We start from the raw sequence: 24,181 nt of genomic DNA, 5'->3' as shown, positions 1-24,181 counted from the left end.
CGGATCGCACCGCCCCCCGCCGGCAGCCGGCCCAGGGCGGTGACGGCCAGCAGGCGCTGGCGACCGCCGCTGCAGTCGCCCCCGAGCAGCACGCCCCCGTGGGCCCCCAGCAGTTCCGCCATGCCGCCGTAGGCCCCCTCCACCCAGGCCCAGGGGGTGTGACCCGGGGCCACCAGGGCCACGGTGATGCCCACGGCGCCGAGGCAGCCCATGGCCGCCAGATCGGAGAGGTTGGCCGCCGCCGCCCGCCAGCCCACGTCGCCGGCGCCCATCGTCGCCTCGCTGAAGTGGACGTCCTCCACCAGCACATCGGTGTTCAGCACCAGGGGCGGATCGCCCGCCGGCGGGCCCGCCAGCAGGGCCGGACCGAGCAGGGCGGCGTCATCGTCGAACTGTCCCCGGGGGGCGAAGGCGCCGAGGCGCCGGATCAGCTCCGTTTCCCCCAGCTGCGCCAGGGTGGGCCCCTCAGGCATGGGGGCGCAGGTTGTCGGTCCCCTCGACCACCGATGCCCGGACGATGCCGTCATCGGCGGTGAGCTCCTCGAGCACGTCGAAGCCGTCCACCACATAGCCGAAGGCGGCGTAGCGCCCGTCGATGAGGTTGAGGCCCGCCGGGGTGAGCTCGGGTTCGAACAGAAACAGGAAGAACTGGGAGGAGCCGTCCCCCAAGGCCTCATCGGAGTGGGCCCATCCCAGGGTGCCCTTGCTGGCGAAGGGCAGCACCGGTTCGGCCTTGAACATCCCCAGATCCTCGAAGGTCTGGTTGTAGAAGGGGGCCTCCTGGCCGGGCACCATGATCTCCAGGGGCACCTGGCGCTCCTGCTTGCTGACCGGATCCACAAAGCCCGTCGCCGGGCCGACGGGATCGCCGGTCTGCAGCACGTAGAAGTCCTCGGCGCGGTTGAAGGGCAGGCCGTCGTAGAAGCCCCGCTGCACCAGGTCCACGAAGGCGCCGGCGGTGAGGGGGGCGTTGTAGCCGTCCACCACGGCGGTCAGGTCACCCTTGGTGGTGGTCAGCCGCACGGTGGCCCGGCCCAGCAGTCGGGGCAGGGCGTCGAACTCGGCGGGAATCGTGAACGGGAAGGGCCCCACCAGCAGGGCTTCGGCGCGGCCGATGTCGGCCAGGGCCTCCCGGCGGGCCGCCAGGAACCGGTCCCGGTCCTGGGCCTCGCCGGCGGCCGCCAGATCCTGCAGGCGCACGTCCGTGTCGGCGAGCAGGGCTTCGGCGGTGGGCCGGTCGGCGGGATCGAAGCTGGCCAGGATCCGCTCCCGGCTGCCGCCGAGCTGGGACTCGGCCCGGCGCACGGAGCCGGTCAGGCTGCTCCAGCGTTTGGCCCGCAGATCGTCGCTGGTGTCCTCGAGGCGGTGCTGCAGCGCCTGCAGGTCGCGCTGCTCGATCGGCAGGGCGTTGCGCAGCAGGGCGGTGGGGTCGCTGACGGCGTTGCCCTGGGGCAGGTAGGCCCAGGCGGCGGGGACCGCCAGCAGCAGGGTCAGCACGAAGGTCAGGGCGGCCCCCAGCCGGGCGGCCAGCGTGGTGGTGAACCCGATGCGCCTGCGTCGCCGGTCCATGCTTCCCCTGTGACTGCCTGGACTTTGGCACAACCGGCCCGGGCCTCCGCCGCCGCCGTCCGCCGGTGGGCCTGTAGCCAGACGTACAATCCCCCGATCCGATCCGCCGGAATGATCTCCAGCAACGACTTTCGTACCGGCACCACGATTGAGCTGGATGGCCAGGTCTGGCGCGTCGTCGAATTCCTTCACGTCAAGCCAGGCAAGGGCTCGGCCTTCGTCCGCACCAAGCTCAAGGGCGTCCAGAGCGGCAACGTGGTCGAGAAGACCTTCCGCGCCGGGGAAACCATGCCCCAGGCCCAGCTGGAGAAGTCGACCCTCCAGCACACCTACATGGAAGGTGATGACTACGTCTTCATGGACATGGCCTCCTACGAGGAGACCCGCCTGACCGCCAAGCAGATCGGTGACGGCCGCAAGTACCTCAAGGAAGGCATGGAGGTGAGCGTCGTCTCCTGGAACGGCAAGCCCCTGGAGGTGGAGCTGCCCAATTCGGTGGTGCTCGAGGTCACCCAGACCGACCCCGGCGTCAAGGGTGACACCGCCACCGGCGGCACCAAGCCGGCCATCGTCGAGACCGGCGCCCAGGTGATGGTGCCCCTGTTCATCACGATCGGCGAGAAGATCAAGGTCGACACCCGCACCGACAGCTATCTGGGCCGGGAGTCCTGATCGCCATGCAGCTCGATCACGACCAACTGCGCCAGCTGCTGGCCCTGCTCGGGGACAGCGACATCCAGGAACTCAAGCTCGAAGGCGACGACTTCCGGCTGGAGGTGCGCCGCAACCTGCCGGCCCCCGCGCCGGCCACGGTCACCATGGTGCAGGCTCCGGCCGGGACGCCGCCGCCGCCACCCGCCCCCGCGGCTCCGGTCGGCGCCGCCCCCGGCCCGTCGGCGCCCCCGCCCCCGGCCGCCTCGGTGCGCAGTGACCTGCAGGCTGTCACGGCGCCGATGGTGGGCACCTTCTACCGCTCGTCGGCCCCGGGTGAGGCCCCCTTCGTGGAGGTGGGCAGCCGCATCAGCGCCGGCCAGCCCGTCTGCATCCTTGAGGCGATGAAGCTGATGAACGAGCTGGAGTGCGAGTTCAGCGGCGAGGTGGTGGAGATCCTGGTGGAGAACGGCACCCCGGTCGAATTCGGCCAGGTGCTGATGCGGATCAAGGCGGGCTGAGCGCCACCGTCGCCGGGGGCTGACCCAGCTCCCAGGCGGTGTGGATCGCCGCCGCCATGCTGTCGGCCCTGGCGATGCCCCGGCCGGCGATCGCGAAGGCGGTGCCGTGGTCGGGGGAGGTGCGCAGGAAGGGCAGGCCCAGGGTGGTGTTGACGGCGGCATCGAACGCCAGCAGCTTCACCGGGATCAGCCCCTGGTCGTGGTACAGCGCCAGGTAGCCGTCGGCTCCTTCGGCCTGGCCCCTCCAGGCGGCCGCCGCCTCCAGCCAGCAGGTGTCCGGCGGCACCGGCCCCTCCAGCCGCACCTCCGGATGCTGGTCCTGCCAGCGCTCCAGGGTGGGAATCAGCCAGTCCTGCTCCTCCCGCCCCAGGTGGCCCCCCTCCCCCGCATGGGGGTTCAGGCCCGCCACCACCAGCCGGGGCCGGCTCCGGAAGCGGCGGCAGAAGGCCAGCAGGGCCTCCAGACGTTGGTGTACCAGCTCGGGGCCGAGCCGGGCGCTCACCTCGGCCAGGGGGATGTGGGTGGTGGCCAGAAGCGTGTTGAGCCGCCAGCCGCCGCCGGGGGCCACGGCGGTGAACAGCATCCCGGCGTCGGCGGCGCCGGTGAGTTCCGCCAGCCGCTCGGTCTGGCCGGGGTAGGCATGGCCCGCCGCCTGCCAGCTGGCCTTGGCGATCGGGGCCGTCACCAGGGCCCGGCCGCCGCCGGCGCCCACCAGCGCCACGGCCTCGGTCAGCCAGGCGAAGCTGGCCGCACCGGCGGCAGGGCTGCTGACCCCCGGGACCACCGGCTGCTCCAGGGGGATGTCCACCAGGGGGAACGCATCGGGGTCGGCCAGGGGCGCGTCGCTGCAGACCAGCAGCTGGCGGTGGCACTCCCGCAGCCAGCGGCCGCAGCCCACCAGCACCACCTCCTGGCCGGCGGGCCGTGGCCGGGCAAGGGCCTTGAGGGTCACCTCGGCGCCGATGCCGGCGGGATCCCCCAGGGCGATGACGAGGCGATCCGCAGTAGTTTTCATGCCATCGGGGGCTGTCGGGGTCGGTTCATGGTCCGCTTGCTGGTGCTGGGTGTGCTGCTGCTCGGAGGTGGGCTCGCCTTCCGCAATGAGTGGGTCGTGGTCGACTGGGAAAAGATGGGCAAGGACACGGGGCTGTCCTCCCTGATCGATCCATCGATCTTCGGCGCTCAGAAGAAGTCGCCGCTGCAGGACGACAGGCCCTCCCGGTAGGTGGGGTAGAGCAGGCGGTAGCCGAGGTCGTCCCTGAGCCTCCGGCTGCTGGCCCGACGATTCTCGCTCCAGAAGCTGCGGGCCATGGGACCCATGGCCGCGGCCACGTCCTCGTAGCGCTGCACCTCCGGCAGCGGGCAGCCCAGCAGATGGGCGGCCAGGCCCAGGATCTCGCTGGAGGGGCAGGGGAAGGTGTCCGCCAGGATCAGGGTGTCCGGCCTGGCGTCGGGGGACAGGGCGATGCAGTGCAGCACCGCACCGACGATGTCGTCGACGTGCACCCGCGAGAACACCTGGCCTGGCTTGTGGATGAGCCGGGCCGTGCCGTTGCGCAGGCTCACCATCGGGTTGCGGCCGGGGCCGTAGATGGCGGGCAGCCGCAGCAGCTGCACCGGCAGGCCGCTGCGGCGCCAGGCCTGTTCGCAGGCCAGCCGGGCCTGGCTGCGCTCCAGCAGGGGCCGGGTCGGGCTGGTCTCGTCCACCCAGGCGCCGCCGGTGTCGCCGTAGACCCCGGTGGTGGAGAGGTAGCCCACCCAGGCCGGTGCCAGCTGACGCAGTCGGGTCTCGAGGGACTCCAGCACCGGATCGCGGCCGCCGGCATCGGGCGGGATCGTCACCAGCACGTGGCTGACCCCGGCCAGCTCGGCCTGGCTGGGCAGGGCCCCCTGGTCGGGATCGAAGTGCAGCCAGCCCCGGGCGTCACCCGACGGGGCTGGCTGGCGATGGGTGAGCAGCACCGGCACGCCGGCCGCCTCCAGCGCCCGGGCGACGCGGCGGCCGGTGTAGCCGCCGCCGAGCACCAGCATCCGGTCGATGGCGGCGGCGGCGGCGGCGGGCAGGGCCGGGTGGTCGATCCCGATGGCGTCGGCCTCCGGGTTGACAGAATCCTCCGCCATCAGTACATCTGTATCACTGTCCGTTTCCCCATCCCGTGACCACCTCGTCGTTCGGTGTCAGTCTCCCTGTCGGCCTCGCGCCATCCCGCCCCCTCGCCCGGCCGCTTGCCGGCCGCGGCCATCGGGCTCCGGCGCGCCGACACCGGGCCGCCGCTCCGCTGCTGCTGGCCGTGGGTCTGGTGCTGGGGGCCGTGGTGCTGGCGCCCGAGCAGCCCCTCGATCAGGAGGCCATCTGCCACCGCCACAACGGTGTGGAGGCCTGCCGCGTCTGGTGAGTCACCTCCGCTTCGGCGGCCGTGGCCGTCTCCGGTTCGGCGGGTGCCACCCACTGGAGCAGCCGCAGCGCCAGGCGCAGATCGCCATCGGTCCAGGCCCGCAGGGCCATCGCCCGGCGCGGGTCGTAGAAGGGCTGGCTCCGGTACCAGACGAAGGCATCGCTGTCCCCCTTGCGGCCGTTGCAGCCCAGGCAGGCCGGCACACAGTTCTCGGTGATGCTCTGGCCGCCGCGGCTGAGTGGATGCACGTGGTCGATGGATTCCGACGCCTCGCCGCAGTAGAGGCAGCGGCGGCCGGTCATCCGGTGCAGCGACTGTCGCCATCGACGCGCTCGCAGCTTGGGGCAGAGATCTTCGAGAAAGACTCCATCCCTGGCCTGCATCAGCGCGCCTCGGTTGGCGGAAGTTTGCCCTCAGCGTCCCGGGTGTCAATGTGTTCTTGATTGCTTTTTGCCGCATTGGCCACCCCCCTGGTGCAGATGCGCCTGGGCGCCTCGGGTCTGATCGAGGTGGTCAGTCCCTTCGACGCGGTCACCCAGGCGCAGCTGCGGGCCATTCGCCCCCGGGGCCAGTGGCTCAGCCGCCGCGGCTGCTGGCAGTTTCCCCTCGAGGCGGCCGCGGCGCTGCAGCAGCAGTGCGCCGGGCGCTTTCCGCTCACCCCGGAGCTGGCCCGCTGGTTCGGCTGGCTGGGGCAGCCCCTGCCGCCCCTGCCCCCCCACCGGGCCCTGGTGGCGGCGGCTGCCGCCGACGAAGAACTCCCTGACGGCCGCCGGCTGTTCCGCCACCAGCGGCTCGCGGTGCGCTGGCTGCTGGCCCGCCGCGGCGCCGTGCTGGCCGATGCCATGGGCCTCGGCAAGACCCTCAGTGCCCTGGTGGCCGGCCGCGCCCTGGTGCGCCTGGCCGACTGCCGGCTGGTGGTGGTGGCCCCGGCGGGGCTGCACCACCACTGGCGCCAGGAGGCGGCGGCCCTGGGCCTGCGCCTGGAGCTGCACAGCTGGGCCCGGCTGCCGGCCGAACTGCCGGCCGCCGGCACGGTGCTGATCGCCGACGAGGCCCATTTCGCCCAGACGCTCCAGGCCGCCCGCACCCAGGCGTTCCTGCGCCTGGCCCGCCATCCACGCCTGCGGGCGATCTGGCTGCTCACGGGCACGCCGATGAAGAACGGCCGGCCGGTCCAGCTCTTTCCCCTGCTGGCCGCCATCGGCCATCCCCTGGCGGCCGACCAGCGCCACTTCGAGGAGCGCTACTGCCAGGGGCACTGGCGGGAGCAGGGAGGCCGGCGGATCTGGCAGGCCAGCGGCGCCAGCCAGCTGGAGGAGCTGCAGCGGCTGGTGCGGCCCCTGGTGCTCCATCGCCGCAAGGGCCAGTGCCTGGACCTGCCTCCGAAGCGGCGGCTCGAGCGGCCCGTCAGCCTCGACCCCGCCGGCGCCGAGGCCTTCGAGCGGGCCCTGCAGGAGCGGATCGACGACTACCGCCGCCGGGCCATGGCCGGCGAGGTGCGCCGCGACGCCGAAGCCCTGGCCGTGTTCACGGCCCTGCGCCAGATCGCCTCGAGCCACAAGCTCGACGCCACCGTCTCGCTGGTGTCCGAGCTGGTGGCTGGCGGCGAAGCGGTGGTGGTGTTCACGGCCTTCGTGGCCACCGCCCTGGCGCTGCACGGGCAGCTCGGTCGGCCGGAGGATGGGGGGCCCCTGGTGGGCGCCGTGCCGCCGCCGCGCCGGCAGAAGCTGGTGGATGCCTTTCAGTCGGGCCGATCCCCTGTGCTGATCGCCACCTACGGCACCGGCGGCCTCGGCTTCACCCTGCACCGGGCCAGGCATGTGGTGCTGGTGGAGCGGCCCTGGACCCCGGGCGACGCCGAGCAGGCGGAGGACCGCTGCCACCGGATCGGCATGGGGGCCGCGCTCACCAGCCACTGGCTGCAGCTGGGTGTCGCCGACCGGCTGGTGGACGATCTGATCGCCAGCAAGGCCGAGCGGATCTCCCTGCTGCTCCAGGGCCAGGACAGCCTGCGTCGCCAGCGGGCCCTGCCGGCGCTGGTGCGCCAGTGGCTCGAGAGCGGCTGAGCCGCTGCCGGGCCCTCAGCCCCCCGGACGGGCGGGGGCGCCGTCGGCACAGCTGCTCCGCCGCACCTCCAGGTCCTGGCGCAGGATCGGATCCAGCTTGTCCTTCGGTACGGCGGCGGCCAGCACCGTGGCCCGGGCGATGTCCCGGCAGGCCGCCGTGGTGTTGCCGGCCAGGGTGTGCAGCAGGAAGCGCTCGTTGAGCGGCCCCGGGTCCTTCGGGAAGGCCGCCACCACCCGATCGCACTGGCGCAGGGCGCCGGGGAGGTCCTCCAGCTTCACGGTTCGCAGGCAGTCCTCCCGGGTGATCGGCCGCTGGGGGAGGGGCTCCTCGGCGCAGCCGCCCAGCAGCACGATCAGCAGCAGGCCCACCGGACCGATGGACGGATGCAGGCGGGCCCGCTCAGTTGTAACGCTCACTCCGGGTCATGCCGCTGCCACCAGCCTTACCACCGCCCACGACCGAGATGGAGGTGGGGCCGGGTTCCGGGCTGGCCGCGGTGCTGCCGGAGGTGCGCGGCGCAAACAGTTCGCCCAGGAAGCGGCCGCAATCGGGGAAGGTGCCGGGGTTCTGAACCACGGCCTCGGTGATCATCACGGCGGCGTGTTCGGGGGAGGTCTTGAACAGACCGGCGCTCTGGCGCTTGATCAGGGCGTAGGCGGCGTTCCAGCTGACTTCGTGGACGTTGCCGTTGTTGCGCATGAAGCAGTACACCTGGGCCCCCTTGCCCCCGGGGCCCTCGATGTCATTGCCGGCCCGGGCGCTCTGGGCGGTGCCGGCGCCGGTCAGCAGGACGGCCGCCGCCGCCAGGACGATCGGGCCCAGTCGGTGAGAGAGAGAGTGGCGTGTGGCCATCGGACCGCAAGGGAAGAACGAGGTGGCCCAACGTATCGACCCCTGCGGCGCTGTCCAGGGTGGTCAGCCGCCCGGTGGGGTGGCGGTCGCCGGCAACACCAGCCGCACCACCAGCGGCAGGATCACCAGCACCGTGATCAGGCGCACGGCGTGCAGGGTGGCCACGGCCGCCCCGACGCCGAACTCCGCACCGACCAGGCTCATGCCGCTGATGCCCCCCGGGGCCGCCCCCAGCAGGGCCACCACCGGATCGACGCCCATCAGCCGGCTGCATCCGAGTCCCACCACCAGGCCGGTGAGCACCAGGGTGACCGTGATCAGCAGGGCGGGTCGCCACAGCTGGCGCAGTTCCAGCAGGGCCGTGCCGGTGAGGCCCGTGCCGATCACCGTGCCGATGCCGATCTCCAGCAGGGTGCGGGTGCCGACCGGCCACTGGGCCACCTCCAGCCGCCCCGTCACGCTGACCAGGGCGGCCCCCAGCAGGGCCCCGGCCAGGGGGGCCGCCGGGATGCCGGTGCGGAGGGCCAGCAGGCCGCCGGCGAGCCCGGCCAGCGCGTACATCAGCAGATGCCAGGCATGGTTCATCCGACGTGAGCCCGATCAACAGGGCCCACTCTGGGAGATCAGGGCCACAGGTGCTTGAGGGGGTGCCCCGGGTGTGTTGTCATGCGGCACAGCCCAGTCGCTTTCCCGCCATGGCCCCCGCCTCGGTGTCGTTCCGCATCAGCCGCAATGCCGAAGATCTCGCCGAAACCATCCATGCCCTCTCCCAGCGGCTGGTGACCCTGGAGCAGCGCCTGGCGGCGGTGGAGCTGCAGGCCTCCAACCAGGACAGGCCGGACCCCCAGGAACTGGCCAGCCTCGACAACGTCGAGCGGCTGCTGCAGGACTGCCGTCATCTGCTGGAGATCGGCTCCGCATCCGAGGCGCCCACCGCATCCGAGGCGCCCGCCGCGTTCGACAGCCAGGAGGACGTCGGCTATCCCAATGCGGCCTGAGGACGCGCTCCTCTGGCCAAGGGTGTCAAAATAAAAAGAAAGCGGGTCATGGCCTTCCCCACTTCCCCTTACCAGTCATCCTTCGGCGCTCTTCACGGGCAGGGTGCCGCCCCTCGCGTCTCCAGCCCGGCTCCCCACTGCAAGCTCCGCACCCATTCGCAGGTGGAGGGCGACCACCAGCTCGAGAAGCTCGAGTTCGCCCTCGCCGTTGCCCTCACCCGGGGCGACCTGCAGCGTTCCGACCAGCTGCGTTCCCAGATCGCCGCCCTTGGCGGCAACCAGGAGGAGCCGGGCACCTGAGCCGGCACGAACGAACCGATGCAGTGAACGGCAGATCATCTCTTTTCCCCCTGTCTTCCGCCCATGCGGGACAGGCTGTTATGTTCTGCCGTAAGATGTAAACAGAAAAGGGGGCGTTGGAAGCCAATCGCCCTTTTTACATGTTTTCGATGCTGCGAACTCCTCGCCGGTCATGATTGTTGCCAGTCCACCTGCCCCCGTCACCTTGACGCTGGAGACCCCTTCACGTCCGAGGTCCAGCGTGTCACCCCTGTCCGATCCGGGGGCGCGTCAGCGTCTTCTGCAGCAGGCGGCGTCACTCAATGAGCAGGCGCGGGTGGCGGCCAGTGAAGGGGATATCGACGCGTCGGCCCGGGCCATTCTTCAGGCCCTCGACTGCGAGCGGCGGGCCGGCGGCCTTGGCTTGCAGGTGCTCCAGTTGATCAAGCCACGCGCCTGATCCCTGCCACACCATCGTGGCCGGTTGGCCTTCAGGAACTTGTCCATCCTTTCGGCCCAACTCCCGGGTTCAAGAATGGATTCTTGCCCCGGGCTGTTGGAGGCACTCCCTATTCAGCGTTGTGAGACGTCAGGCCTGAGGCGCAACCTCTGGGACTTATTGATCAAGCGGGTGACCGGATTCGAACCGGCGACGTTCAGCTTGGGAAGCTGACATTCTACCACTGAATTACACCCGCGTGCATTCACGTGCAGCCTCACACTAGCAAGGCTCCGGGCGCCAACCGGGTGCCCGGAGCCAGGGTGAAGCCTTGTCAGGGCTTGGCGGGGGCCGCTGCCGCCGGCTCCTCGCACTGCACAGCCGCAGAGAGCGCCCTGCGGGCGGCGATCACCGCCATGGCCTTGGGCTTGAGCTCGTTGGCGGCCTGCTCGAGGGTCTGGTCCTTGTTGGCGGAGGCCTTGGCCACCTCGCCCCGGAAGCCTTCGAGCAGCTTGCGGAAGGCTTCCACCCTCAGCTTCTGCAGCTGGTTCTCCGAGGTCTGCAGGGCGGCGATCGATTGTTCCAGCTTCTGCTGGGCGGCCCGCGCCTCGCCCACGGTGGAGGTGGGTGTCAGGGCGGCCACCTGCTCCAGGGCCTGGTTCACCGTGGCGAGCTCGGTGCAGATCCTGGCCTCGGTCTTCTTGGTCTGCTGGCTGAGGTCGGTGCGCTGGCAGCCGGAGGCCGCCAGGCCCAGGCAGAGGACGGCGGCCAGGGGAAGGCGTCGCATGGCAGCAAGGGTCATGGCGTCAAAAACCGTTCACCATGAACCTAATCACGGCCCCTGGGGCTGGCCACGCCGTCGTTCAGGCGGCCAGCGCCGCCGCCGCCGCCGCCACGCCGGCGCCGATCGGCGCCTTGGCCAGACCCAGGTCCTGCAGGGTGGCCTCGATGGCCGCCACGGCCGTGAGCACGTCGCGGTCGCAGACGAAGCCCAGGTGGCCGATGCGGAACACCTTGCCCTTGAGGTGGTCCTGGCCGCCGGCCAGCAGGATGTCGAACCGTTCCTTCACCTGCTTGCGCAGGGCCTCGGCATCGATGCCCTCCGGCGCCACCGCCGTGATCGCCGGGCTGCCGTGGCCCTCGGCCGCGTAGAGGGGCAGGCCGATCGCCTTCATCGCCGCCTGGGTGGCCCGGCGATGGCGGTCGTGGCGGGCGAAGATCGCCTCCAGACCCTCCTTCTGCATCATCCCCAGGGCCGCCTCGAGGGCGAAGTAGAGGTTGATCGCCGGGGTGAAGGGGTTGCTGTCGTCGTCGGCGGCTTTGCGGTACTTGCCCAGATCCAGATAGAACTTCGGCAGATCGGAGCGTTCGTAGGCCGTCCAGGCCCGCGCGCTCATGGCCACGAAGCTCAGGCCCGGCGGCATCATGTAGCCCTTCTGGGAGCCGGAGCCCACCACGTCCACGCCCCAGGCGTCCATGGGCACGTCACAGGCCCCGAGGCTGGTGACGCAGTCGGCGATGGTGAGAGCGGTGCCGTGGGCCTTCACATGGCCGGCGATGGCCTGCAGGTCGTTGATCACCCCGGTGGAGGTTTCCGAGTGGGTGAGGATCACGCCCCGGATCTCCTTGGCGGTGTCGGCCTCGAGGGCGGCGCGGAAGGCCTCCGGATCGAGGGGCTGGCCCCACTCCGCCTTGATCACCTCCACGTTCAGCCCGTAGGCCTTCGCCACCTTCACCCAGCGTTCGCCGAACTTGCCGTTGTCGCCGCAGAGCACCTTGTCGCCGCGGCTGAGGGTGTTGACGATCGCGGCCTCCATCGCCGCGGTGCCGCTGCCGGTGATCACCAGCACGTGGCCCTTGGTCTGGTGCAGCCACTGCAGCTGCTCGGTGGTGCGGCGCACGATCTTCTGGAAATCGCCGCTGCGGTGGCCGATCGGATGGCGGGCCATGGCCTGCAGGACGGTCTCCGGCACCGGGGTGGGGCCGGGGATCATCAGAGTGAGCTTGTCCTGCATGAGCTGTGGGGAGGGAAGGGGCGCGGGCCTGGCGAAGGCAAGGCGATCGACCACCATAAAAAACAGCGTTCCCGCCGGCCATCGATTCCCTGCGCCCCCCCTCCGCGCCCCAGCGGGGTTTCACCCTGCCGGTGTGGCTGGCGGCCGCGGCCCGCGCCGCCCTCGGGGCCCTGCAGGGGGAGCCGTTCAGCGCCTCGGTGGCCCTGGAACTGCTGCAGCCGCCGGGAGTGGTGCCGGTGCCAGTGCGGGCCGCCGCGGGCCTGGGGGAGGGGCTGGCCCTGGGGGAGAGCTGCTGTGATCCGGGCGAGGGGCTCGACCTCACCCGCGGCCTGGTGGTCTGGGTGCTGGCCCGCTGGCTGCCCGGCGACGGGCCCTGGCTGCAGCTGGAGCCCGGCGAGGGGGTGGGAGTCCACGCCGCGACCGGGGAGGCCTGCCTCTCCGGCTATGCCCGACGCCTGCTGGAGGCCAACCTGGGGCCCCTGGTGCCCGCCGGCCGCCGCCTGGGGCTCACCCTGGTGCTGCCCGACGGCCGCCGCCTGGCGGAGCGCACCAGCAATGCCGCCTTCGGGGTGGTGGACGGGCTGGCCCTGATCGGCACCCAGGCCGAGGTCCAGGCCGGCGCCGACCCGGACCAGCTGGCCCGCACCCTGGCCGAGCTGGCCGAGCGCATGGCGGCGCCGGGGGCCGGCGGCGATCTGGTGCTGGTGATCGGCGAGAACGGCCTGGATCTGGCCCCCCAGCTGGGCCTGCCGCCGCAGCTGCTGCTGAAGGCGGGCAACTGGCTCGGCCCGGTGCTGGTGGCGGCCGCCGAAGCGGGGGTGGAACGGCTGCTGCTGTTCGGCTACCAGGGCAAGCTGATCAAGCTGGCCGGCGGCATCTTCCACACCCACCACCACCTGGCCGACGGCCGCACCGAGGTGCTCACCGCCCTGGCCGCCCTGGAGGGGGCCGACGGCGCCACCCTGGCAGCGCTCTACGGGGCCGCCACGGTGGAGGCCGCCCTGGCCGCTCTGGAGCAGGCCGATCCGGAGCTGGCCGGACGTCTGCGGGCGCGCATCGCTGACGCCATTGAAGGCCGCTGCCGGTCCTACCTGGCCAGCCATGGCGCCCCGCCGGCCGCCGTGGGGGCGGCCCTGTTCGACCGCCAGCGCCGGCTGCGGGTCTGCGGGCCGGTGGGGGCGGCGCTGATGGAACGCTTCAGGGGCGCGACTTAGGGTGCTGGCACCGAATACCGGGCCCTGGCCTGGCCGCCTTCGAGCCGATGTCCGAAACGCCGCAGACCGCACCACCGGGTTCGGATCGGGACCATGCCAGCGGTTCCCGCCGACCTCCGGCCATCGTCATCCTGGATTTCGGCTCCCAGTACTCCGAGCTGATCGCCCGCCGGGTGCGGGAGACGGAGGTGTTCTCCCTGGTGATGGGCTACACCACCACCGCTGCGGAACTGAAGGCCCTCAACCCGAAGGGGATCATCCTCAGCGGCGGCCCCAGCTCCGTCTACGAGGAGGGGGCCCCCTCCTGCGACCCAGGCCTCTGGGACCTGGGCATCCCGGTGCTGGGGGTCTGCTACGGCATGCAGCTGATGGTGCAGCAGCTGGGCGGATCGGTGGTGGCCGCCGGCCGGGCCGAGTACGGCAAGGCGCCGCTGCATGTCGACGACCCGGTGGATCTGCTCACCAACGTCGAGGAGGGCTCGACGATGTGGATGAGCCACGGCGATTCGGTGGAGTCGCTGCCCGAGGGCTTCGTGCGGCTGGCCCACACCGACAACACCCCCGAGGCAGCGGTGGCCGACCATGCCCGCCGTCTCTACGGGGTGCAGTTCCATCCCGAGGTGGTGCATTCGACCTGCGGCATGGTGATGATCCGCAATTTCGTTTATCACATCTGCGGCTGCATCCCCGACTGGACCACGGCCGCCTTCATCGACGAGGCCATCGGCGAGGTGCGGGCCCAGGTGGGCGAGAAGCGGGTGCTGCTGGCCCTCTCGGGCGGGGTCGATTCCTCCACCCTGGCCTTCCTGCTGCACCAGGCGATCGGGGATCGCCTCACCTGCATGTTCATCGACCAGGGCTTCATGCGCAAAGGCGAGCCGGAGTTCCTGATGGATTTCTTCGATCGCCAGTTCCACATCAACGTGGAATACATCAATGCCCGTGAGCGCTTCATCTCCAAGCTCGCCGGCATCACCGACCCGGAGGAGAAGCGCAAGATCATCGGCACCGAGTTCATCCGGGTGTTCGAGGAGGAGAGCCGCCGCCTCGGCCCCTTCGACTACCTCGCCCAGGGCACGCTCTACCCCGATGTGATCGAGAGCGCCGGCACCAACGTCGACCCCAAGACCGGCGAGCGGGTGGCGGTGAAGATCAAGAGCCACCACAACGTGGGCGGCCTGCCCAAGGACCTGCAGTTCAAGCTGGTGGAGCCGCTGCGGCGCCTGTTCAAGGATGAGGTGCGCAAGGTGGGCCGCAGCCTCGGCCTGCCCCAGGAGATCGTGGGGCGCCATCCCTTCCCCGGCCCAGGCCTGGCGATCCGCATCCTGGGGGAGGTCACCGACGACAAGCTCGACATCCTCCGGGACGCCGACCTGATCGTGCGGGAGGAGGTGCGTGATGCCGGCCTCTACAACGAGATCTGGCAGGCCTTCGCCGTGCTGCTGCCCGTGCGCAGCGTCGGCGTGATGGGCGACAAGCGCACCTACGCCTACCCGATCGTGCTGCGCTGCGTCTCCTCCGAGGACGGCATGACCGCCGACTGGTCGCGGCTGCCCTACGACCTGCTGGAGCTGATCTCCAACCGCATCGTCAACGAGGTGCGGGGGGTGAACCGGGTGGTGCTTGACATCACCAGCAAGCCCCCCGGCACGATCGAGTGGGAGTGACAGCCGGTTGACGGCTGTCCTTCATGGCTTCAATGGCAACGATGAAAGCGAGTCACCATGCTTTTCTCTCATCAAGGTGAGACATGCCTGTTTATCCATATTCCGAAGACGGGTGGCAATACCATTCAGTCGGCCATCATTGACGCTGGCCTCAGCTGCGATGAAATGGTCAGCGGCGGCTTTCGCGATGGCGTTGATCGATTTGAGATTCGTGGATCTCTGACGCACCGAAAGCACCAGTCGCTGTCGACTTACTTGCTGATCAAGCCCTCTTTGAATGAGCTTAAGATTTACTCCTGCGTGCGAAAGCCCTTCGAGCGCCTTGTCTCTTTTTACTATTCGCCGCACCGCAACATGGTTCTAGACGAGAGAACAGGAGCCTACGTCTTCCGCCAGAGTCCTGAATTTGTTGAAGCGGACTTTATGGCCCTTGTCCAGAGCACCATGCCTGCTTTTCAGTATCTGCTGCCTCGTGACATGCGCTTCACGATCAAGGCCATCAAGCGCTTTCCGGACTTGCTTCCACTACTCAAAAGCAGGGTGAAGTCTCGCTACCTGAGCGGTGTGGAGCGCCTCCGGCTGAACGTCTTGCAGACGGAGTCCCTGTCTCTTCAGTTTTCTCAGACTTTTGGGTTTGAATTGCCTGCAGCTTCCAGGAATGTCAGCCCCTTCCGTGAGGAAGCCAGGCGAGTCCTCGGCAGTCGGGAGCTGAGGCGTTTCGTTGAGGAGGAATCACTGCATGGTCTGGACCTCGCGTTGTTCTATCCCTGATGCTTATCTCCTCTTGCCCCCAGAGCTGCTGGTGAGCCCATCCCAGCCGCGAGAAGGCAGGTATGGCGCCGCACTGATCTGAGGCGGCGAGGGAGAGTCCCTCCCCTTCTCAGCGACCGGGCCCTGTCCAGATGTCTCCGGCCACACGTTCTGCTGATCGCTCTGGACCCGGAGGCCGTCCCGATCCCCAGGCTGGCCCCAGCGGGCCAACTTCGATAACCTCGGCACCCGGCCGTTTGCTCCGTGCCTCCCGTCTCCCCCGCCGTCGCTGGCAGCCCTGCCGGGGCTGAGCACGACCCCCAGCTGCACCGCCGCCTGCAGCAGGACAGCATCCTGCTGGCCGGCAAGACCGTCTTTCTCAACCCCTTCCTCTACTGGCGTCGTTTCGATGCCAACACCGACCGCTGGCTGCGGGAACCCGGCCAGCTCCCCGAGGAGCAGATCCGCAGCAACCGTCTGCGCTTCTATCCCGAGGTCGACTGGGACGGCCTCGATCCGGCCGACCTGGCGATCAAGGAAGGGGCGGTGGAGATGTTCCTCAAGAGCCTGGAGCTGATCAGCACCTTCAACCCCGACCTCAGCGCCGGCCACCTGCTGGAGGTGGAGCGCAAGATGGCCGTCACCAAGAAGAAAGCCTTCGAGCGCTGGGTGGCCCGGGCCCTCGACCGCCGCGGCAAGGAAAGCCTGAGGGAGCGGCGCCGCTTCGACCGCGATCGCTGGCTGCGGGGCTGGCTGGAGTGGCTCTCCCTCGACGGCACCCGCCAGGCCCTGCTGCCCTTCAGCGTCCTGCTGGTGCTGGCTGTCGGCGGCGGCTGGTGGCTGGGCAGCACCCGCTTCTGCGGCCAGGTGATCGTCGATCCCGGGGTGCAGCGACCCGCACCCTGAGCCGGGCCGTTCCGCACGTCAGACTGGAAAGCCCGGTCCGGGTTCCGACGTCATGGCTGCCGATCCCCTCGATTCCCTGCGCCTGGCCCTGATGCAGGACGTGCTGCCGGTGGGACTGGCGGTGGTGGAGCGGGTCCGCAAGGGCGGGCCGGCCGAGGTGCTGGCCGCCTTCGACGGCACCAGTGCCGATCCCCTCGGCCAGCTGCGCGAGGAAGGGGAGCCCGCGGCCAGCCAGGTGAGGGAGAACCTCGATCGCTTCCAGCCCGGCCTGGGCAACCCCGTGATGAAGGTGGAGGTGCGCGACGTGGGCGCCGAGGAGGGCCAAGGGGCCACCCCTCCCGCCTGGGAGGCGGCCCCGCCGCCCAGTCCGGCGGATCCGGCCGAGCTGCTGGCGGCCCTGGAGCGCATCGAGGCCCGGCTGGCCCTGCTCCAGAGCCGACTCGGCTGATGGTGCGCGCTGCCGGCGGCGGGCTCGGGGCCTCCTCCACCCGCCACACAGGGACAGGCCACCAGGCCGCCCTCCTGCTCACCTTCATGCTGCTGATCCTGGCGGCGATCCTCGGGCGCCTCGCCTGGCTCCAGCTGCTGCACGGGGCCGAGAACCGGGCGATGGCCGACGAGAACCGGATCCGCCTGCTGCCGCGCAACCCCGTGCGGGGCCGCCTGCTGGATCGCAAGGGGCGGGTGCTGGCCACCAACCGGCTCACCTACAACCTCTATCTCCAGCCCCTCCAGGTGGACGACCGTGGCTGGCCCGGGCTGCGGGACCGGCTCGCCGGCCTGCTGGGGATCCCCGCCGACCGGCTGGATGCCCAGCGTCGCAGCGGCGCCAATGCCCAGGGCTTCCGGATTCCCCTGGCCCTCTCGCTGACGCCGGTGCAGGTGCTGCGCTTCCGGGAGCAGGCCGGATCCCTGCAGGGGGCTGAGGTGTCCGAGGACGTGCTGCGCGCCTATCCCGACGGCAGCCTCGGGGCCCACGTGATGGGCTACACGAGCAGCATCACCGAGGAGGAGTACGCCGCCCTCCGCGACCACGGCTACCGCATCAGTGATCGCATCGGCCGCAGCGGGCTCGAGAAGGTCTACGAAACCCACCTGCGCGGTGAGTGGGGCGGCCAGCAGCTGGAGGTGAATGCCGAAGGCCAGGTGCAGCGGGTGCTGGGGGACAAGCCCGCCAAGGCCGGCAAGGATCTGCGCCTCACCCTCGATCTCGACCTGCAGCGGGCGGCGGAGAAGGCCCTCGACGGGGTGCGCAAGGGGGCGATCGTGGCGATGGATCCCCGCACCGGCGCCGTGCGGGCGATGGCCAGCCGGCCCAACTTCGATCCCAACATCTTCTCCGACGGCCCCACCACCGCCCAGTGGAACAGCCTCAACCGGCCGGAGGCGCCGATGCTGAACCGGGCCTTCCAGGGGTTCCCGCCGGCCAGCACCTTCAAGGTCATCACCACCATCGCCGGCATCGAGTCCGGCAAGCTCAACGAGAACTCCACCGTGCCGACGGTGGGCTCCTTCTGCTACTACGGCCAGTGCTACGCCGACCACGGCTCCTTCGGCAGCATCGGCTTCCCCTTCGCCCTCGGGGTGAGCAGCAACAGCTTCTTCTACAAGGTGGGGCTGATGGTCGGCCCCGATGAGATGTTCAAAGCCGCCCGGCGCATGGGTTTCGGCCGCCGCACCGGCAGCGAGCTGTCCGCCGAGGAATCCCCTGGGCTGCTGGGGGACCCGGCCTGGAAGAAGGAGGTGCTGGGTGAACCCTGGACCCCGGTCGACACGATCACCTCCTCGATCGGCCAGGGGGCGGTGACGGTGACGCCGATCCAGATGGCCCGCCTCTATGCCGCCGTCGCCAACGGCGGCTGGCTGGTGACGCCCCACCTGGTGGAGCGTGACTACCCGCGCCAATGGATCGGACTGAAGCCGGCCACCCTGCGGGTGCTGCATGCCGGCCTGCGCCAGGCGGTCACCAGCGGCACGGCCACCATCCTCAACGACCCCAGCCTGCCGCCCGTGGCCGGCAAGACCGGCACCGCCGAGGATCCACCCCGTCCCGACCATGCCTGGTTCGGCGGCTACGCCCCGGCCACCGGCACCCCCACCCTGGTGATCGTCGCCTTCGGTGAGAACTCCGGCGGTTATGGCGGCACGGTGGCCGCACCGATGGTGAAGGCCCTGATGACCGTGTGGTTCCGGGGCGTCAAGCCGCCGGCGGCGGTCCGGCCGGGCTGAGGTGCCTCAGGCGGCCTGGGGGAAACGGCCCTGCTGGAGCACCTGGCGGTAGTAGCCCTGCAGCTGGGCGGTGGCCCCGGCCCAGCCCCAGCGCTCGGCCTCCTCGCGGGCGGCCAGGCGCAGCTGGCGGCGGGCCGCCGGATCCCCCAGCAGCCGTTGGACGGCCGTGGTCAGGCTGGCGGGCTGGTCGGGGTCATAGAGGCAGCCGTTGACGCCGTCGCTGACGATGTCGGGAATGCCGCCCCGGTTGGCCCCCACCACCGGGCAGCCTGCGGCCATCGCCTCCAGCAGCACCAGGCCGAGGGTTTCGGTGCTGGAGGGGAACAGGAAGGCGTCGCCGCTGGCATAGGCCGAGGCCAGCTCCTGGCCGGCCAGGTAGCCCACGAAGGTGGTGGCGGTGCCGTCGAAATGGCGCTCCAGCTGCTGGCGGTGGGGACCGTCCCCCACCAGGGCGAGCCGGGCCTGGGGCATGGCTTCGAGCACGGGCCGGATCCGCTCGATCTGCTTCTCCGCCGAGAGTCGGCCGATGTAGAGGAGCAGGTGGCCGGTGTCGTCGTGGCCGCCGTGGAGCCGCTCGCGCATGGCGCCGGAGGCCAGTTCGGGGCGGAACAGGTCGGTGTCCACGCCCCGCTGCCAGAGGGCCGTGTGCTGGATGCCCCGGGCCGCCAGCTCCTCGACCATGGCGGTGGAGGTGCAGAGGTTGAGCTGGGCCTGGTTGTGGGCGGCCTTGAGCAGTTCCCACAGCAGGGGCTCAAGCATCCCCATGCCGTAGTGCTCCAGGTACTTGGGCAGATGGGTGTGGTAGCTGGCCACCAGGGGCAGGCCGCGGCTCTTGGCCAGCCAGATGCCCCCCAGGCCCAGCACGGCCGGATTGACCACGTGAACCAGATCGGGGCCGAAGCGGTCGAGGGCTTCCGAGACCGCCGGCCGCGGCAGGGCCAGCTTCAGCTCGGGATAGAGGGGCAGCGGCATGGCCGGCACCCCCACCACCCGGGCCCCCATGTAGCCGTCGGGAGCGCCTTCGGGGCAGAAGATCAGCACCTCATCGCCGGCCAGCACCAGCTGCTGCACCGTCTTGGTGAGCCGCGTGACGATGCCGTCGACCTTCGGCAGGAAGGTTTCGGTGAAAAAGGCGATCTTCACGGGGGGGAGATCAGGCGAAGGCCTTGATCGCTTCGGCCTGGCGCTGGGTCCAGGCGGAGAGGCAGGGGATCTTGGAGCGGTCGCAACGGTCGGCCCAGCGGCGGGCCACGTCCACCACTTCGGCCAGCAGGCCGTCATCAAGGGTGGTGGGCTTGAGGCCCAGCTCGATGAAGCAGCGGTTGTCGACGATCAGATCGTTCTCGATCGCCTCCTTGCGGGGGTTGGGCAGGTAGTTGATCTCAGAGTCGGTCAGGGCCGCCACCTTGCGGGCCAATTCACCCACCTGGTGGCTCTCGGTCATCTGGTTGAAGATCTTCACCTTCTCGCCGGGCTCGGGGGGGTGCTCCAGGGCCAGCTGGACGCAGCGCACCGAATCGCGGATATGGATGAAGGCCCGGGTCTGGCCGCCGGTGCCGTGGACGGTGAGCGGGTAGCCGATCGCCGCCTGCATCAGGAAGCGGTTGAGCACGGTGCCGTAGTCGCCGTCGTAGTCGAAGCGGTTGGTGAGGCGGGGGTCCCGCTGGGTGAGGTCGGTGTTGGTGCCCCAGACGATGCCCTGGTGCAGGTCGGTGACCCGGATCGCGTCGTTCTTGTTGTAGTAGAAGAACAGCAGCTGATCCAGCGTCTTGGTCATGTGGTAGACGCTGCCGGGATCCGTGGGGTGCAGGATCTTCTCGGTGAAGCAGGTGCCGTCCGGCTGGGGCACTTCCACCGTCAGGTAGCCCTCCGGGATCGTGGCGCCCCGGTGGGAGCCGTAGCCGTAGACGCCCATCGTGCCCAGGTGCACGATGTGGACGTCAAGGCCGCTGTCGACGATGGCCGCCAGCAGGTTGTGGGTGCCGTTGACGTTGTTGTCGACGGTGTAGCGCTTGGTGGCGCTGCTCTTCATCGAGTAGGGGGCGGCCCGCTGCTCGGCGAAGTGGACGATCGCCTCAGGGCGCTCGCTGCGCAGCAGATCGAGCAGCCGGTCGTACTCCCGGGCGATGTCCAGGTGCACGAAGGTCATGGCCCGGCCACCCACCTGTTCCCAGGCCCGCAGCCGGTCGTGGATCGTGGCGATGGGCGTCAGTGACTCGACGCCCAGGTCGATGTCGATCTTGCGCCGACTCAGGTTGTCGACGATGACGACGTCGTGTCCGGCTTCCGCCAGGTTCACGGCACAGGGCCAACCACAGAAGCCGTCGCCGCCGAGAACGAGAACCTTCACCCCAGACTCCTGAACGAGCAGTTGCTCAGACGGGCAAGCTACTACAGGCCTCAGAGGCCCCCATCGGCCTCAGCTGATGCCGGCCGCCACCGCCACCATGACGGCCACCAGCACCAGGCCGCCGATCAGCAGCATCCGGTTGGCGCCGCTGGTCTCGCCCTCCTCCTGGAGCACCATGCGGGGCTCCTTGGCGAAGGCGTTCAGTTTGCCGCCGTCTTCTTCAGTGACCTGCATGGAGGGGGAGTCGGTGTGCGGCAAACCCTATGGAGGGCCGCCGGGATCGGATTGATCGTCAATGGTTCGTCACACGGCCTTCCAGCGGGGAACTGGCCCGGGCTTCGGCCCGCTGCGGCAGCCGGCCCGCCAGCAGGGCGGTGCGACCGGCCTCGGTGGCCAGGGCCATCGCCCGTGCCATCGCCGGCGGATCGCCCGCCAGGGCGATGGCGCTGTTGATCAGCAGGGCATCGGCGCCCATCTCCATGGCCTGGGCGGCCTCGCTGGGCACCCCCAGGCCCGCATCCACCACCACCGGCACGCGGGCGTTCTCGATGATCAGGGCGATGTTGGCGGCGTTGCGGATGCCCTGGCCCGAGCCGATCGGGGATCCCAGCGGCATCACCGTGGCGCAGCCGGCCTCCTCCAGCCGCTTGGCCAGCAGGGGATCGGCGTTGATGTAGGGCAGCACGGCGAAGCCTTCCTTCACCAGCTGCTCGGCGGCCTCGAGGGTGCCGAAGGGATCCGGCAGCAGGTGGCGGGAGTCGGGGATCACCTCCAGCTTCACGAAGTTGTTGTCCTCCTGGCCCGCCAGGCGCGCCAGCTCCCGGCCCAGCCGGGCGACCCGCACCGCCTCCTCGGCGGTGGCGCAGCCGGCCGTGTTGGGCAGCATCCAGATGCGGCCCCAGTCGATTGCTTCCATCAGGCCGCCATGGCCCGGGGCGCCGCTCTGCACCCGCCGCACCGCCACGGTGACGATCTCGCAGCCGCTGGCCTCCAGGCTGGCCTGCATGGCCTCCAGGCTCGGGTACTTGCCGGTGCCGGTCATCAGGCGGCTGCGGAAGCGACGGCCGGCGATCACCAGATCGTCGCGGGAGGTCAGGGGGGCGATGGCGGTCACGGTCGGGGGCCTGCGGCGCACGGGCGCATCCCGATTAGTCTGCCTTCTGCCCCCGAGACCCACGCCATGCCGGTGCCCCTGGCCGCCGTGCCCCTGCTGCTCGCCGCCAGCCCGGTGCTTGCCGCCAGCCCCCTGCCGGCCGATGGGTTCGTGCCCTTCACCGCCCCAGAGATCCAGGCCATCAACCAGGACGGCGGCACCAACGGTGAGGTGGAGACCTTCGATCCGATCGCCCGGGCCCGGCTGATCGCCGAGCAGATGCCCCGTCGCTGGAACGGCCGCTACCAGTCCTTCAGCGGCGGGCCCGCCGTGCCCGTGCAGCTGCGGATCGACGGGGCCACCCCGATCGGCCAGATGGTGGACCTGCGCGGTGCGATGGCCATCGGCGGGGTTGAATCTCCGGTGCAGGGCAACCTCAATGCCAAGTCCGACCAGCTCGACCTGCTGGTGCTGGGGGATCCCCTCGGCGGCGCCCTGGAGCCCGGTGGCGCCTTTCAGAGCGTGCAGGGCCTGTCCCTGAGCGGCTGGCGGGCGCCCCGGCTCACCACCCCCGGCGGGCGCCTGCAGCTGGTCCCGGAACGCACCGCCCAGGCCCCCGCCGCCGGAGCGCCCGCCCCGGTGCGCGGCCTCTGGTGAGCCCGGCCGGGCTGGGTCTCAGGAGGCCTTGCCGTTTTCGCCCGCCTGGCGGCCGCTGCGCCGCTCCAGGATCGAGAGCCGCTTGAGGGCCGTCTTGTTGCTGGCCTCCAGCTGCAGCACCTTCTCGTAGAGGCTGCGGGCCTCGTCGGCCTTCGACTGCTTCTCGAGGGCGAAGGCGAGGTTGTTGAGGGCCACCGGATACTCGGCCTTGGCCCGCAGGGCGGCCCGGTAGTGGCGCACGGCGGCGCTGTAGTTGTTCTGGGCCGCCAGGGTGAAGCCGAGGGCGTTCTCCATCAGGGCCCGCGCCTCGGCCGGGGCGTTCTCCGCGTCGGCCAGCTTCAAAGCTTGCTTGAGGTTGACCTGGGCCTCGGCGTACAGCCGTTTGCGCAGCTGCACCGAGGCCAGCTCATAGAGGGTGGAGGCGTCCCTGGTGCCGCCAGCGGCCTTGTCGATGCCGCCGAGGCGGGCCAGGGCGAGTTCATCGCGCCGCACCCGCAGAATCTGGCGGCCGACAACGATGGCGGCCACGCCCAGCAGGGCGATCAGGCCGAGCAGGTAGGCCTGGGGCAGCAGATCGGTCATCGTGTCCGGCCGGACGGTCGGTGCTGGGGGGACGGCGTCAGTGGCCTGCCGCGGTGGCCACGGCGGTGAAGCTGGCGGGATCGGCGACGGCCAGCTGGGCCAGCATCTTGCGGTTCAGGCGCACGTCGGCCCGCTTGAGGCCGCCGATCAGCTTGCTGTAGCTGAGGCCGTTCATGCGGGCGGCGGCGTTGATCCGGGCGATCCAGAGGCGGCGGAAATCACGCTTGCGGCGGCGACGGTCGCGGTAGGCATTGCAGAGGGCCTTCATGACCCGCTGGTTGGCGGTGCGGAACAGGCTGCCGTTGCTCCCCTGGAAGCCGCGGGCGAGACGAAGGATCTTGTTGCGGCGTTTGCGGGCGACGTTGCCCCTCTTGACGCGGGCCATGGGAGGTGAGCGGTGGGTGGGTGAGAAAAGACAGGGAAGCGGGAACCCCGGAGGGAGCCCGGCCGGACTCAGCCGGCGTAGGGCAGCATCCGGGCCACGTTGTCGTGGTCGCGGTCATCGACCACCGCCATCGTCCCCAGATAGCGCTTGCGCTTGGGGCTCTTGTGATCGAGCAGGTGGTTGAGGAAGGCACGTCGGCGCATGAACTTGCCGGTGCCGGTGGCCTTGAACCGCTTCGCGGCCGCTTTGCGGGTCTTGAGCTTCGGCATCTCGGTAGGCGCAGGCACAAACAAGCACACTACGACGCGGGTGAACCCTCCTCCAACCCCCCGCCCCCTCGATGGCCCTGCGTCCCCGCGTCCTGCCCCGGCTGCTGCTGGCCGCGGCGCTGCTGTTCCCGGTCGGCTGCCGGGCCGAGCAGGGGCCGCCGGCCCTGTCGCCACCGCCCCCTCCGGACGCCCCGTCCCCTGGGCAGACCAGCCTGATGCACTGGCCGGTGGCCCGTCCCGAGCCGGTCACGGCGGCCCGTCCGGTGCTGGCGGTGGCCCTGGCCGCCCGCCT

Annotated in this window: 32 protein-coding genes, 1 tRNA gene and 1 pseudogene; 16 read left to right on the top strand and 18 right to left on the bottom strand. The window is 70.5% G+C overall.

The genetic code is table 11. The features are described 5' to 3' along the window. Both CJZ86_RS17435 and CJZ86_RS14665 read right to left on the bottom strand, forming a co-directional pair. The coding region (locus CJZ86_RS17435; RefSeq protein ID WP_233134042.1) for an AIR synthase related protein at nt 1-473 on the bottom strand (473 nt) is incomplete at its 3' end. Then, the gene (locus CJZ86_RS14665; protein WP_094587044.1) at nt 466-1,569 is read right to left on the bottom strand and encodes a peptidylprolyl isomerase; all 1,104 of its coding nucleotides are present in this window, start codon (nt 1,567-1,569) and stop codon (nt 466-468) included. The genes CJZ86_RS14665 and CJZ86_RS17435, both read right to left, overlap by 8 nt. A 111-nt stretch (nt 1,570-1,680) precedes the next feature. Between CJZ86_RS14665 and efp the strand changes: the two genes are divergently transcribed. Both efp and accB read left to right on the top strand, forming a co-directional pair. Next, the gene (efp, locus tag CJZ86_RS14660) at nt 1,681-2,241 is read left to right on the top strand and encodes an elongation factor P (protein ID WP_094587042.1); all 561 of its coding nucleotides are present in this window, start codon (nt 1,681-1,683) and stop codon (nt 2,239-2,241) included. Nucleotides 2,242-2,246: 5 nt separating this feature from the next. Beyond that, complete coding sequence (gene accB, locus CJZ86_RS14655) at nt 2,247-2,741, top strand: acetyl-CoA carboxylase biotin carboxyl carrier protein (RefSeq protein ID WP_198960160.1); 495 nt, start codon at nt 2,247-2,249, stop codon at nt 2,739-2,741. Here the strand turns inward: accB and pdxA are convergent. After that, nucleotides 2,728-3,756, bottom strand: coding sequence for a 4-hydroxythreonine-4-phosphate dehydrogenase PdxA (gene pdxA, locus CJZ86_RS14650; RefSeq protein WP_094587038.1), 1,029 nt, complete (start codon nt 3,754-3,756; stop codon nt 2,728-2,730). The genes accB and pdxA overlap by 14 nt on opposite strands. A 27-nt stretch (nt 3,757-3,783) precedes the next feature. Between pdxA and CJZ86_RS14645 the strand changes: the two genes are divergently transcribed. Beyond that, complete coding sequence (locus CJZ86_RS14645) at nt 3,784-3,966, top strand: hypothetical protein (protein WP_094587036.1); 183 nt, start codon at nt 3,784-3,786, stop codon at nt 3,964-3,966. Here the strand turns inward: CJZ86_RS14645 and CJZ86_RS14640 are convergent. After that, nucleotides 3,924-4,862, bottom strand: a complete 939-nt coding sequence (locus CJZ86_RS14640; RefSeq protein ID WP_094587034.1) for an SDR family oxidoreductase — start codon at nt 4,860-4,862, stop codon at nt 3,924-3,926. The genes CJZ86_RS14645 and CJZ86_RS14640 overlap by 43 nt on opposite strands. Nucleotides 4,863-4,897: 35 nt before the next feature. On the opposite strand from CJZ86_RS14640, the gene CJZ86_RS16855 reads away from it, so the two are divergent. Then, complete coding sequence (locus CJZ86_RS16855) at nt 4,898-5,137, top strand: hypothetical protein (RefSeq protein ID WP_143594174.1); 240 nt, start codon at nt 4,898-4,900, stop codon at nt 5,135-5,137. Here CJZ86_RS16855 and CJZ86_RS14630 read toward each other — a convergent pair. Then, the gene (locus tag CJZ86_RS14630) at nt 5,083-5,520 is read right to left on the bottom strand and encodes an HNH endonuclease (protein WP_094587030.1); all 438 of its coding nucleotides are present in this window, start codon (nt 5,518-5,520) and stop codon (nt 5,083-5,085) included. The genes CJZ86_RS16855 and CJZ86_RS14630 overlap by 55 nt on opposite strands. A 96-nt stretch (nt 5,521-5,616) precedes the next feature. Between CJZ86_RS14630 and CJZ86_RS14625 the strand changes: the two genes are divergently transcribed. Continuing rightward, a complete protein-coding gene (locus tag CJZ86_RS14625) occupies nt 5,617-7,203 on the top strand; it encodes a DEAD/DEAH box helicase (protein ID WP_094587078.1) in 1,587 nt (528 codons plus the stop codon). A gap of 15 nt (nt 7,204-7,218) precedes the next feature. On the opposite strand, the gene CJZ86_RS14620 is transcribed toward CJZ86_RS14625, so the two are convergent. From CJZ86_RS14620 to CJZ86_RS14610, 3 genes are all read right to left on the bottom strand, one after another. After that, entirely contained in the window at nt 7,219-7,620 is a 402-nt protein-coding gene (locus CJZ86_RS14620) for a hypothetical protein (RefSeq protein ID WP_143594173.1), read from the bottom strand. Further along, entirely contained in the window at nt 7,604-8,056 is a 453-nt protein-coding gene (locus tag CJZ86_RS14615) for a DUF6554 family protein (RefSeq protein ID WP_094587026.1), read from the bottom strand. The genes CJZ86_RS14620 and CJZ86_RS14615 overlap by 17 nt, the downstream gene beginning before the upstream one ends. Before the next feature lie 63 nt (nt 8,057-8,119). Continuing rightward, nucleotides 8,120-8,641, bottom strand: a complete 522-nt coding sequence (locus CJZ86_RS14610; RefSeq protein WP_094587024.1) for an AbrB family transcriptional regulator — start codon at nt 8,639-8,641, stop codon at nt 8,120-8,122. A 110-nt stretch (nt 8,642-8,751) separates the two neighbouring features. On the opposite strand from CJZ86_RS14610, the gene CJZ86_RS14605 reads away from it, so the two are divergent. From CJZ86_RS14605 to CJZ86_RS14595, 3 genes are all read left to right on the top strand, one after another. Next, nucleotides 8,752-9,054, top strand: a complete 303-nt coding sequence (locus CJZ86_RS14605; protein ID WP_094587022.1) for a hypothetical protein — start codon at nt 8,752-8,754, stop codon at nt 9,052-9,054. A gap of 48 nt (nt 9,055-9,102) precedes the next feature. After that, nucleotides 9,103-9,354 carry a DUF8683 family protein gene (locus tag CJZ86_RS14600; protein WP_094587020.1) on the top strand — a complete coding sequence of 84 codons (252 nt, stop codon included), beginning with the start codon at nt 9,103-9,105 and terminating at the stop codon, nt 9,352-9,354. 205 nt (nt 9,355-9,559) lie between these two features. Continuing rightward, nucleotides 9,560-9,793 carry a hypothetical protein gene (locus CJZ86_RS14595; RefSeq protein WP_353615232.1) on the top strand — a complete coding sequence of 78 codons (234 nt, stop codon included), beginning with the start codon at nt 9,560-9,562 and terminating at the stop codon, nt 9,791-9,793. Between the two features lie 166 nt (nt 9,794-9,959). On the opposite strand, the gene CJZ86_RS14590 is transcribed toward CJZ86_RS14595, so the two are convergent. From CJZ86_RS14590 to CJZ86_RS14580, 3 genes are all read right to left on the bottom strand, one after another. Then, nucleotides 9,960-10,031: transfer RNA gene (locus CJZ86_RS14590), tRNA-Gly, on the bottom strand. 75 nt (nt 10,032-10,106) lie between these two features. Next, a complete protein-coding gene (locus CJZ86_RS14585; RefSeq protein WP_216918341.1) occupies nt 10,107-10,559 on the bottom strand; it encodes a hypothetical protein in 453 nt (150 codons plus the stop codon). Nucleotides 10,560-10,635: 76 nt separating this feature from the next. Continuing rightward, entirely contained in the window at nt 10,636-11,787 is a 1,152-nt protein-coding gene (locus tag CJZ86_RS14580; RefSeq protein ID WP_094587074.1) for a pyridoxal-phosphate-dependent aminotransferase family protein, read from the bottom strand. Nucleotides 11,788-11,867: 80 nt separating this feature from the next. Here CJZ86_RS14580 and cbiD point away from each other — a divergent pair, with 80 nt between their 5' ends. The 6 genes from cbiD to mrdA all read left to right on the top strand — a co-directional run bounded on the left by cbiD (nt 11,868) and on the right by mrdA (nt 18,553). After that, nucleotides 11,868-13,001, top strand: a complete 1,134-nt coding sequence (cbiD, locus tag CJZ86_RS14575; RefSeq protein ID WP_094587016.1) for a cobalt-precorrin-5B (C(1))-methyltransferase CbiD — start codon at nt 11,868-11,870, stop codon at nt 12,999-13,001. A 47-nt stretch (nt 13,002-13,048) separates the two neighbouring features. Further along, nucleotides 13,049-14,668 carry a glutamine-hydrolyzing GMP synthase gene (guaA, locus tag CJZ86_RS14570; protein WP_094587014.1) on the top strand — a complete coding sequence of 540 codons (1,620 nt, stop codon included), beginning with the start codon at nt 13,049-13,051 and terminating at the stop codon, nt 14,666-14,668. Between the two features lie 57 nt (nt 14,669-14,725). Further along, nucleotides 14,726-15,439 carry a sulfotransferase family 2 domain-containing protein gene (locus tag CJZ86_RS14565; protein WP_094587012.1) on the top strand — a complete coding sequence of 238 codons (714 nt, stop codon included), beginning with the start codon at nt 14,726-14,728 and terminating at the stop codon, nt 15,437-15,439. A 243-nt stretch (nt 15,440-15,682) separates the two neighbouring features. Next, the gene (locus tag CJZ86_RS14560) at nt 15,683-16,324 is read left to right on the top strand and encodes a DUF8672 family protein (RefSeq protein ID WP_233134039.1); all 642 of its coding nucleotides are present in this window, start codon (nt 15,683-15,685) and stop codon (nt 16,322-16,324) included. 52 nt (nt 16,325-16,376) lie between these two features. Beyond that, nucleotides 16,377-16,772 (top strand): hypothetical protein, encoded by a 396-nt coding sequence (locus CJZ86_RS14555; protein ID WP_094587010.1) that lies wholly within the window; start codon nt 16,377-16,379, stop codon nt 16,770-16,772. Continuing rightward, nucleotides 16,772-18,553, top strand: a complete 1,782-nt coding sequence (gene mrdA, locus CJZ86_RS14550) for a penicillin-binding protein 2 (RefSeq protein WP_094587008.1) — start codon at nt 16,772-16,774, stop codon at nt 18,551-18,553. Before CJZ86_RS14555 ends, mrdA begins: the two co-directional genes overlap by 1 nt. Nucleotides 18,554-18,559: 6 nt before the next feature. On the opposite strand, the gene CJZ86_RS14545 is transcribed toward mrdA, so the two are convergent. The 4 genes from CJZ86_RS14545 to CJZ86_RS14530 form a co-directional block, all read right to left on the bottom strand. Then, the gene (locus CJZ86_RS14545; RefSeq protein WP_094587006.1) at nt 18,560-19,696 is read right to left on the bottom strand and encodes a glycosyltransferase family 4 protein; all 1,137 of its coding nucleotides are present in this window, start codon (nt 19,694-19,696) and stop codon (nt 18,560-18,562) included. A gap of 10 nt (nt 19,697-19,706) precedes the next feature. Then, nucleotides 19,707-20,903 carry an NAD-dependent epimerase/dehydratase family protein gene (locus CJZ86_RS14540; RefSeq protein WP_094587004.1) on the bottom strand — a complete coding sequence of 399 codons (1,197 nt, stop codon included), beginning with the start codon at nt 20,901-20,903 and terminating at the stop codon, nt 19,707-19,709. A 69-nt stretch (nt 20,904-20,972) separates the two neighbouring features. Next, entirely contained in the window at nt 20,973-21,137 is a 165-nt protein-coding gene (gene psb34, locus CJZ86_RS14535) for a photosystem II assembly protein Psb34 (RefSeq protein WP_094587070.1), read from the bottom strand. 58 nt (nt 21,138-21,195) lie between these two features. After that, the gene (locus CJZ86_RS14530) at nt 21,196-22,017 is read right to left on the bottom strand and encodes a thiazole synthase (protein WP_502690440.1); all 822 of its coding nucleotides are present in this window, start codon (nt 22,015-22,017) and stop codon (nt 21,196-21,198) included. Nucleotides 22,018-22,083: 66 nt separating this feature from the next. On the opposite strand from CJZ86_RS14530, the gene CJZ86_RS14525 reads away from it, so the two are divergent. Further along, entirely contained in the window at nt 22,084-22,653 is a 570-nt protein-coding gene (locus CJZ86_RS14525) for a hypothetical protein (protein ID WP_094587002.1), read from the top strand. An 18-nt stretch (nt 22,654-22,671) separates the two neighbouring features. On the opposite strand, the gene CJZ86_RS14520 is transcribed toward CJZ86_RS14525, so the two are convergent. The 3 genes from CJZ86_RS14520 to rpmI all read right to left on the bottom strand — a co-directional run bounded on the left by CJZ86_RS14520 (nt 22,672) and on the right by rpmI (nt 23,889). Continuing rightward, the gene (locus tag CJZ86_RS14520) at nt 22,672-23,235 is read right to left on the bottom strand and encodes a tetratricopeptide repeat protein (RefSeq protein WP_094587000.1); all 564 of its coding nucleotides are present in this window, start codon (nt 23,233-23,235) and stop codon (nt 22,672-22,674) included. A 37-nt stretch (nt 23,236-23,272) separates the two neighbouring features. Further along, a complete protein-coding gene (rplT, locus tag CJZ86_RS14515) occupies nt 23,273-23,620 on the bottom strand; it encodes a 50S ribosomal protein L20 (protein ID WP_015109852.1) in 348 nt (115 codons plus the stop codon). Nucleotides 23,621-23,688: 68 nt separating this feature from the next. Further along, entirely contained in the window at nt 23,689-23,889 is a 201-nt protein-coding gene (gene rpmI / locus CJZ86_RS14510; RefSeq protein ID WP_015109851.1) for a 50S ribosomal protein L35, read from the bottom strand. A gap of 71 nt (nt 23,890-23,960) precedes the next feature. Between rpmI and CJZ86_RS14505 the strand changes: the two are divergent. Then, a pseudogene (locus tag CJZ86_RS14505) lies at nt 23,961-24,181 on the top strand (SpoIID/LytB domain-containing protein); the annotation flags it as partial.

The organism is Synechococcus sp. BO 8801, assembly GCF_002252675.1.
In the GTDB taxonomy this organism is placed as follows: Bacteria; Cyanobacteriota; Cyanobacteriia; order PCC-6307; family Cyanobiaceae; genus Cyanobium.
Note: the sequence above shows the minus strand (reverse complement) of the source record. Positions and strands in the feature narration are given on the sequence as shown.

Coding starts and splice junctions, on each gene's coding strand:
- CJZ86_RS14665 (WP_094587044.1), bottom strand. CDS start 1,569: ATGGACCGGCGACGCAGGCGCATCGGGTTCACCACCACGCTGGCCGCC.
- efp (WP_094587042.1), top strand. CDS start 1,681: ATGATCTCCAGCAACGACTTTCGTACCGGCACCACGATTGAGCTGGAT.
- accB (WP_198960160.1), top strand. CDS start 2,247: ATGCAGCTCGATCACGACCAACTGCGCCAGCTGCTGGCCCTGCTCGGG.
- pdxA (WP_094587038.1), bottom strand. CDS start 3,756: ATGAAAACTACTGCGGATCGCCTCGTCATCGCCCTGGGGGATCCCGCC.
- CJZ86_RS14645 (WP_094587036.1), top strand. CDS start 3,784: ATGGTCCGCTTGCTGGTGCTGGGTGTGCTGCTGCTCGGAGGTGGGCTC.
- CJZ86_RS14640 (WP_094587034.1), bottom strand. CDS start 4,862: ATGGCGGAGGATTCTGTCAACCCGGAGGCCGACGCCATCGGGATCGAC.
- CJZ86_RS14630 (WP_094587030.1), bottom strand. CDS start 5,520: ATGCAGGCCAGGGATGGAGTCTTTCTCGAAGATCTCTGCCCCAAGCTG.
- CJZ86_RS14625 (WP_094587078.1), top strand. CDS start 5,617: ATGCGCCTGGGCGCCTCGGGTCTGATCGAGGTGGTCAGTCCCTTCGAC.
- CJZ86_RS14615 (WP_094587026.1), bottom strand. CDS start 8,056: ATGGCCACACGCCACTCTCTCTCTCACCGACTGGGCCCGATCGTCCTG.
- CJZ86_RS14610 (WP_094587024.1), bottom strand. CDS start 8,641: ATGAACCATGCCTGGCATCTGCTGATGTACGCGCTGGCCGGGCTCGCC.
- CJZ86_RS14605 (WP_094587022.1), top strand. CDS start 8,752: ATGGCCCCCGCCTCGGTGTCGTTCCGCATCAGCCGCAATGCCGAAGAT.
- CJZ86_RS14600 (WP_094587020.1), top strand. CDS start 9,103: ATGGCCTTCCCCACTTCCCCTTACCAGTCATCCTTCGGCGCTCTTCAC.
- CJZ86_RS14585 (WP_216918341.1), bottom strand. CDS start 10,559: ATGCGACGCCTTCCCCTGGCCGCCGTCCTCTGCCTGGGCCTGGCGGCC.
- CJZ86_RS14580 (WP_094587074.1), bottom strand. CDS start 11,787: ATGCAGGACAAGCTCACTCTGATGATCCCCGGCCCCACCCCGGTGCCG.
- guaA (WP_094587014.1), top strand. CDS start 13,049: ATGTCCGAAACGCCGCAGACCGCACCACCGGGTTCGGATCGGGACCAT.
- CJZ86_RS14565 (WP_094587012.1), top strand. CDS start 14,726: ATGCTTTTCTCTCATCAAGGTGAGACATGCCTGTTTATCCATATTCCG.
- CJZ86_RS14555 (WP_094587010.1), top strand. CDS start 16,377: ATGGCTGCCGATCCCCTCGATTCCCTGCGCCTGGCCCTGATGCAGGAC.
- mrdA (WP_094587008.1), top strand. CDS start 16,772: ATGGTGCGCGCTGCCGGCGGCGGGCTCGGGGCCTCCTCCACCCGCCAC.
- psb34 (WP_094587070.1), bottom strand. CDS start 21,137: ATGCAGGTCACTGAAGAAGACGGCGGCAAACTGAACGCCTTCGCCAAG.
- CJZ86_RS14525 (WP_094587002.1), top strand. CDS start 22,084: ATGCCGGTGCCCCTGGCCGCCGTGCCCCTGCTGCTCGCCGCCAGCCCG.
- CJZ86_RS14520 (WP_094587000.1), bottom strand. CDS start 23,235: ATGACCGATCTGCTGCCCCAGGCCTACCTGCTCGGCCTGATCGCCCTG.
- rplT (WP_015109852.1), bottom strand. CDS start 23,620: ATGGCCCGCGTCAAGAGGGGCAACGTCGCCCGCAAACGCCGCAACAAG.
- rpmI (WP_015109851.1), bottom strand. CDS start 23,889: ATGCCGAAGCTCAAGACCCGCAAAGCGGCCGCGAAGCGGTTCAAGGCC.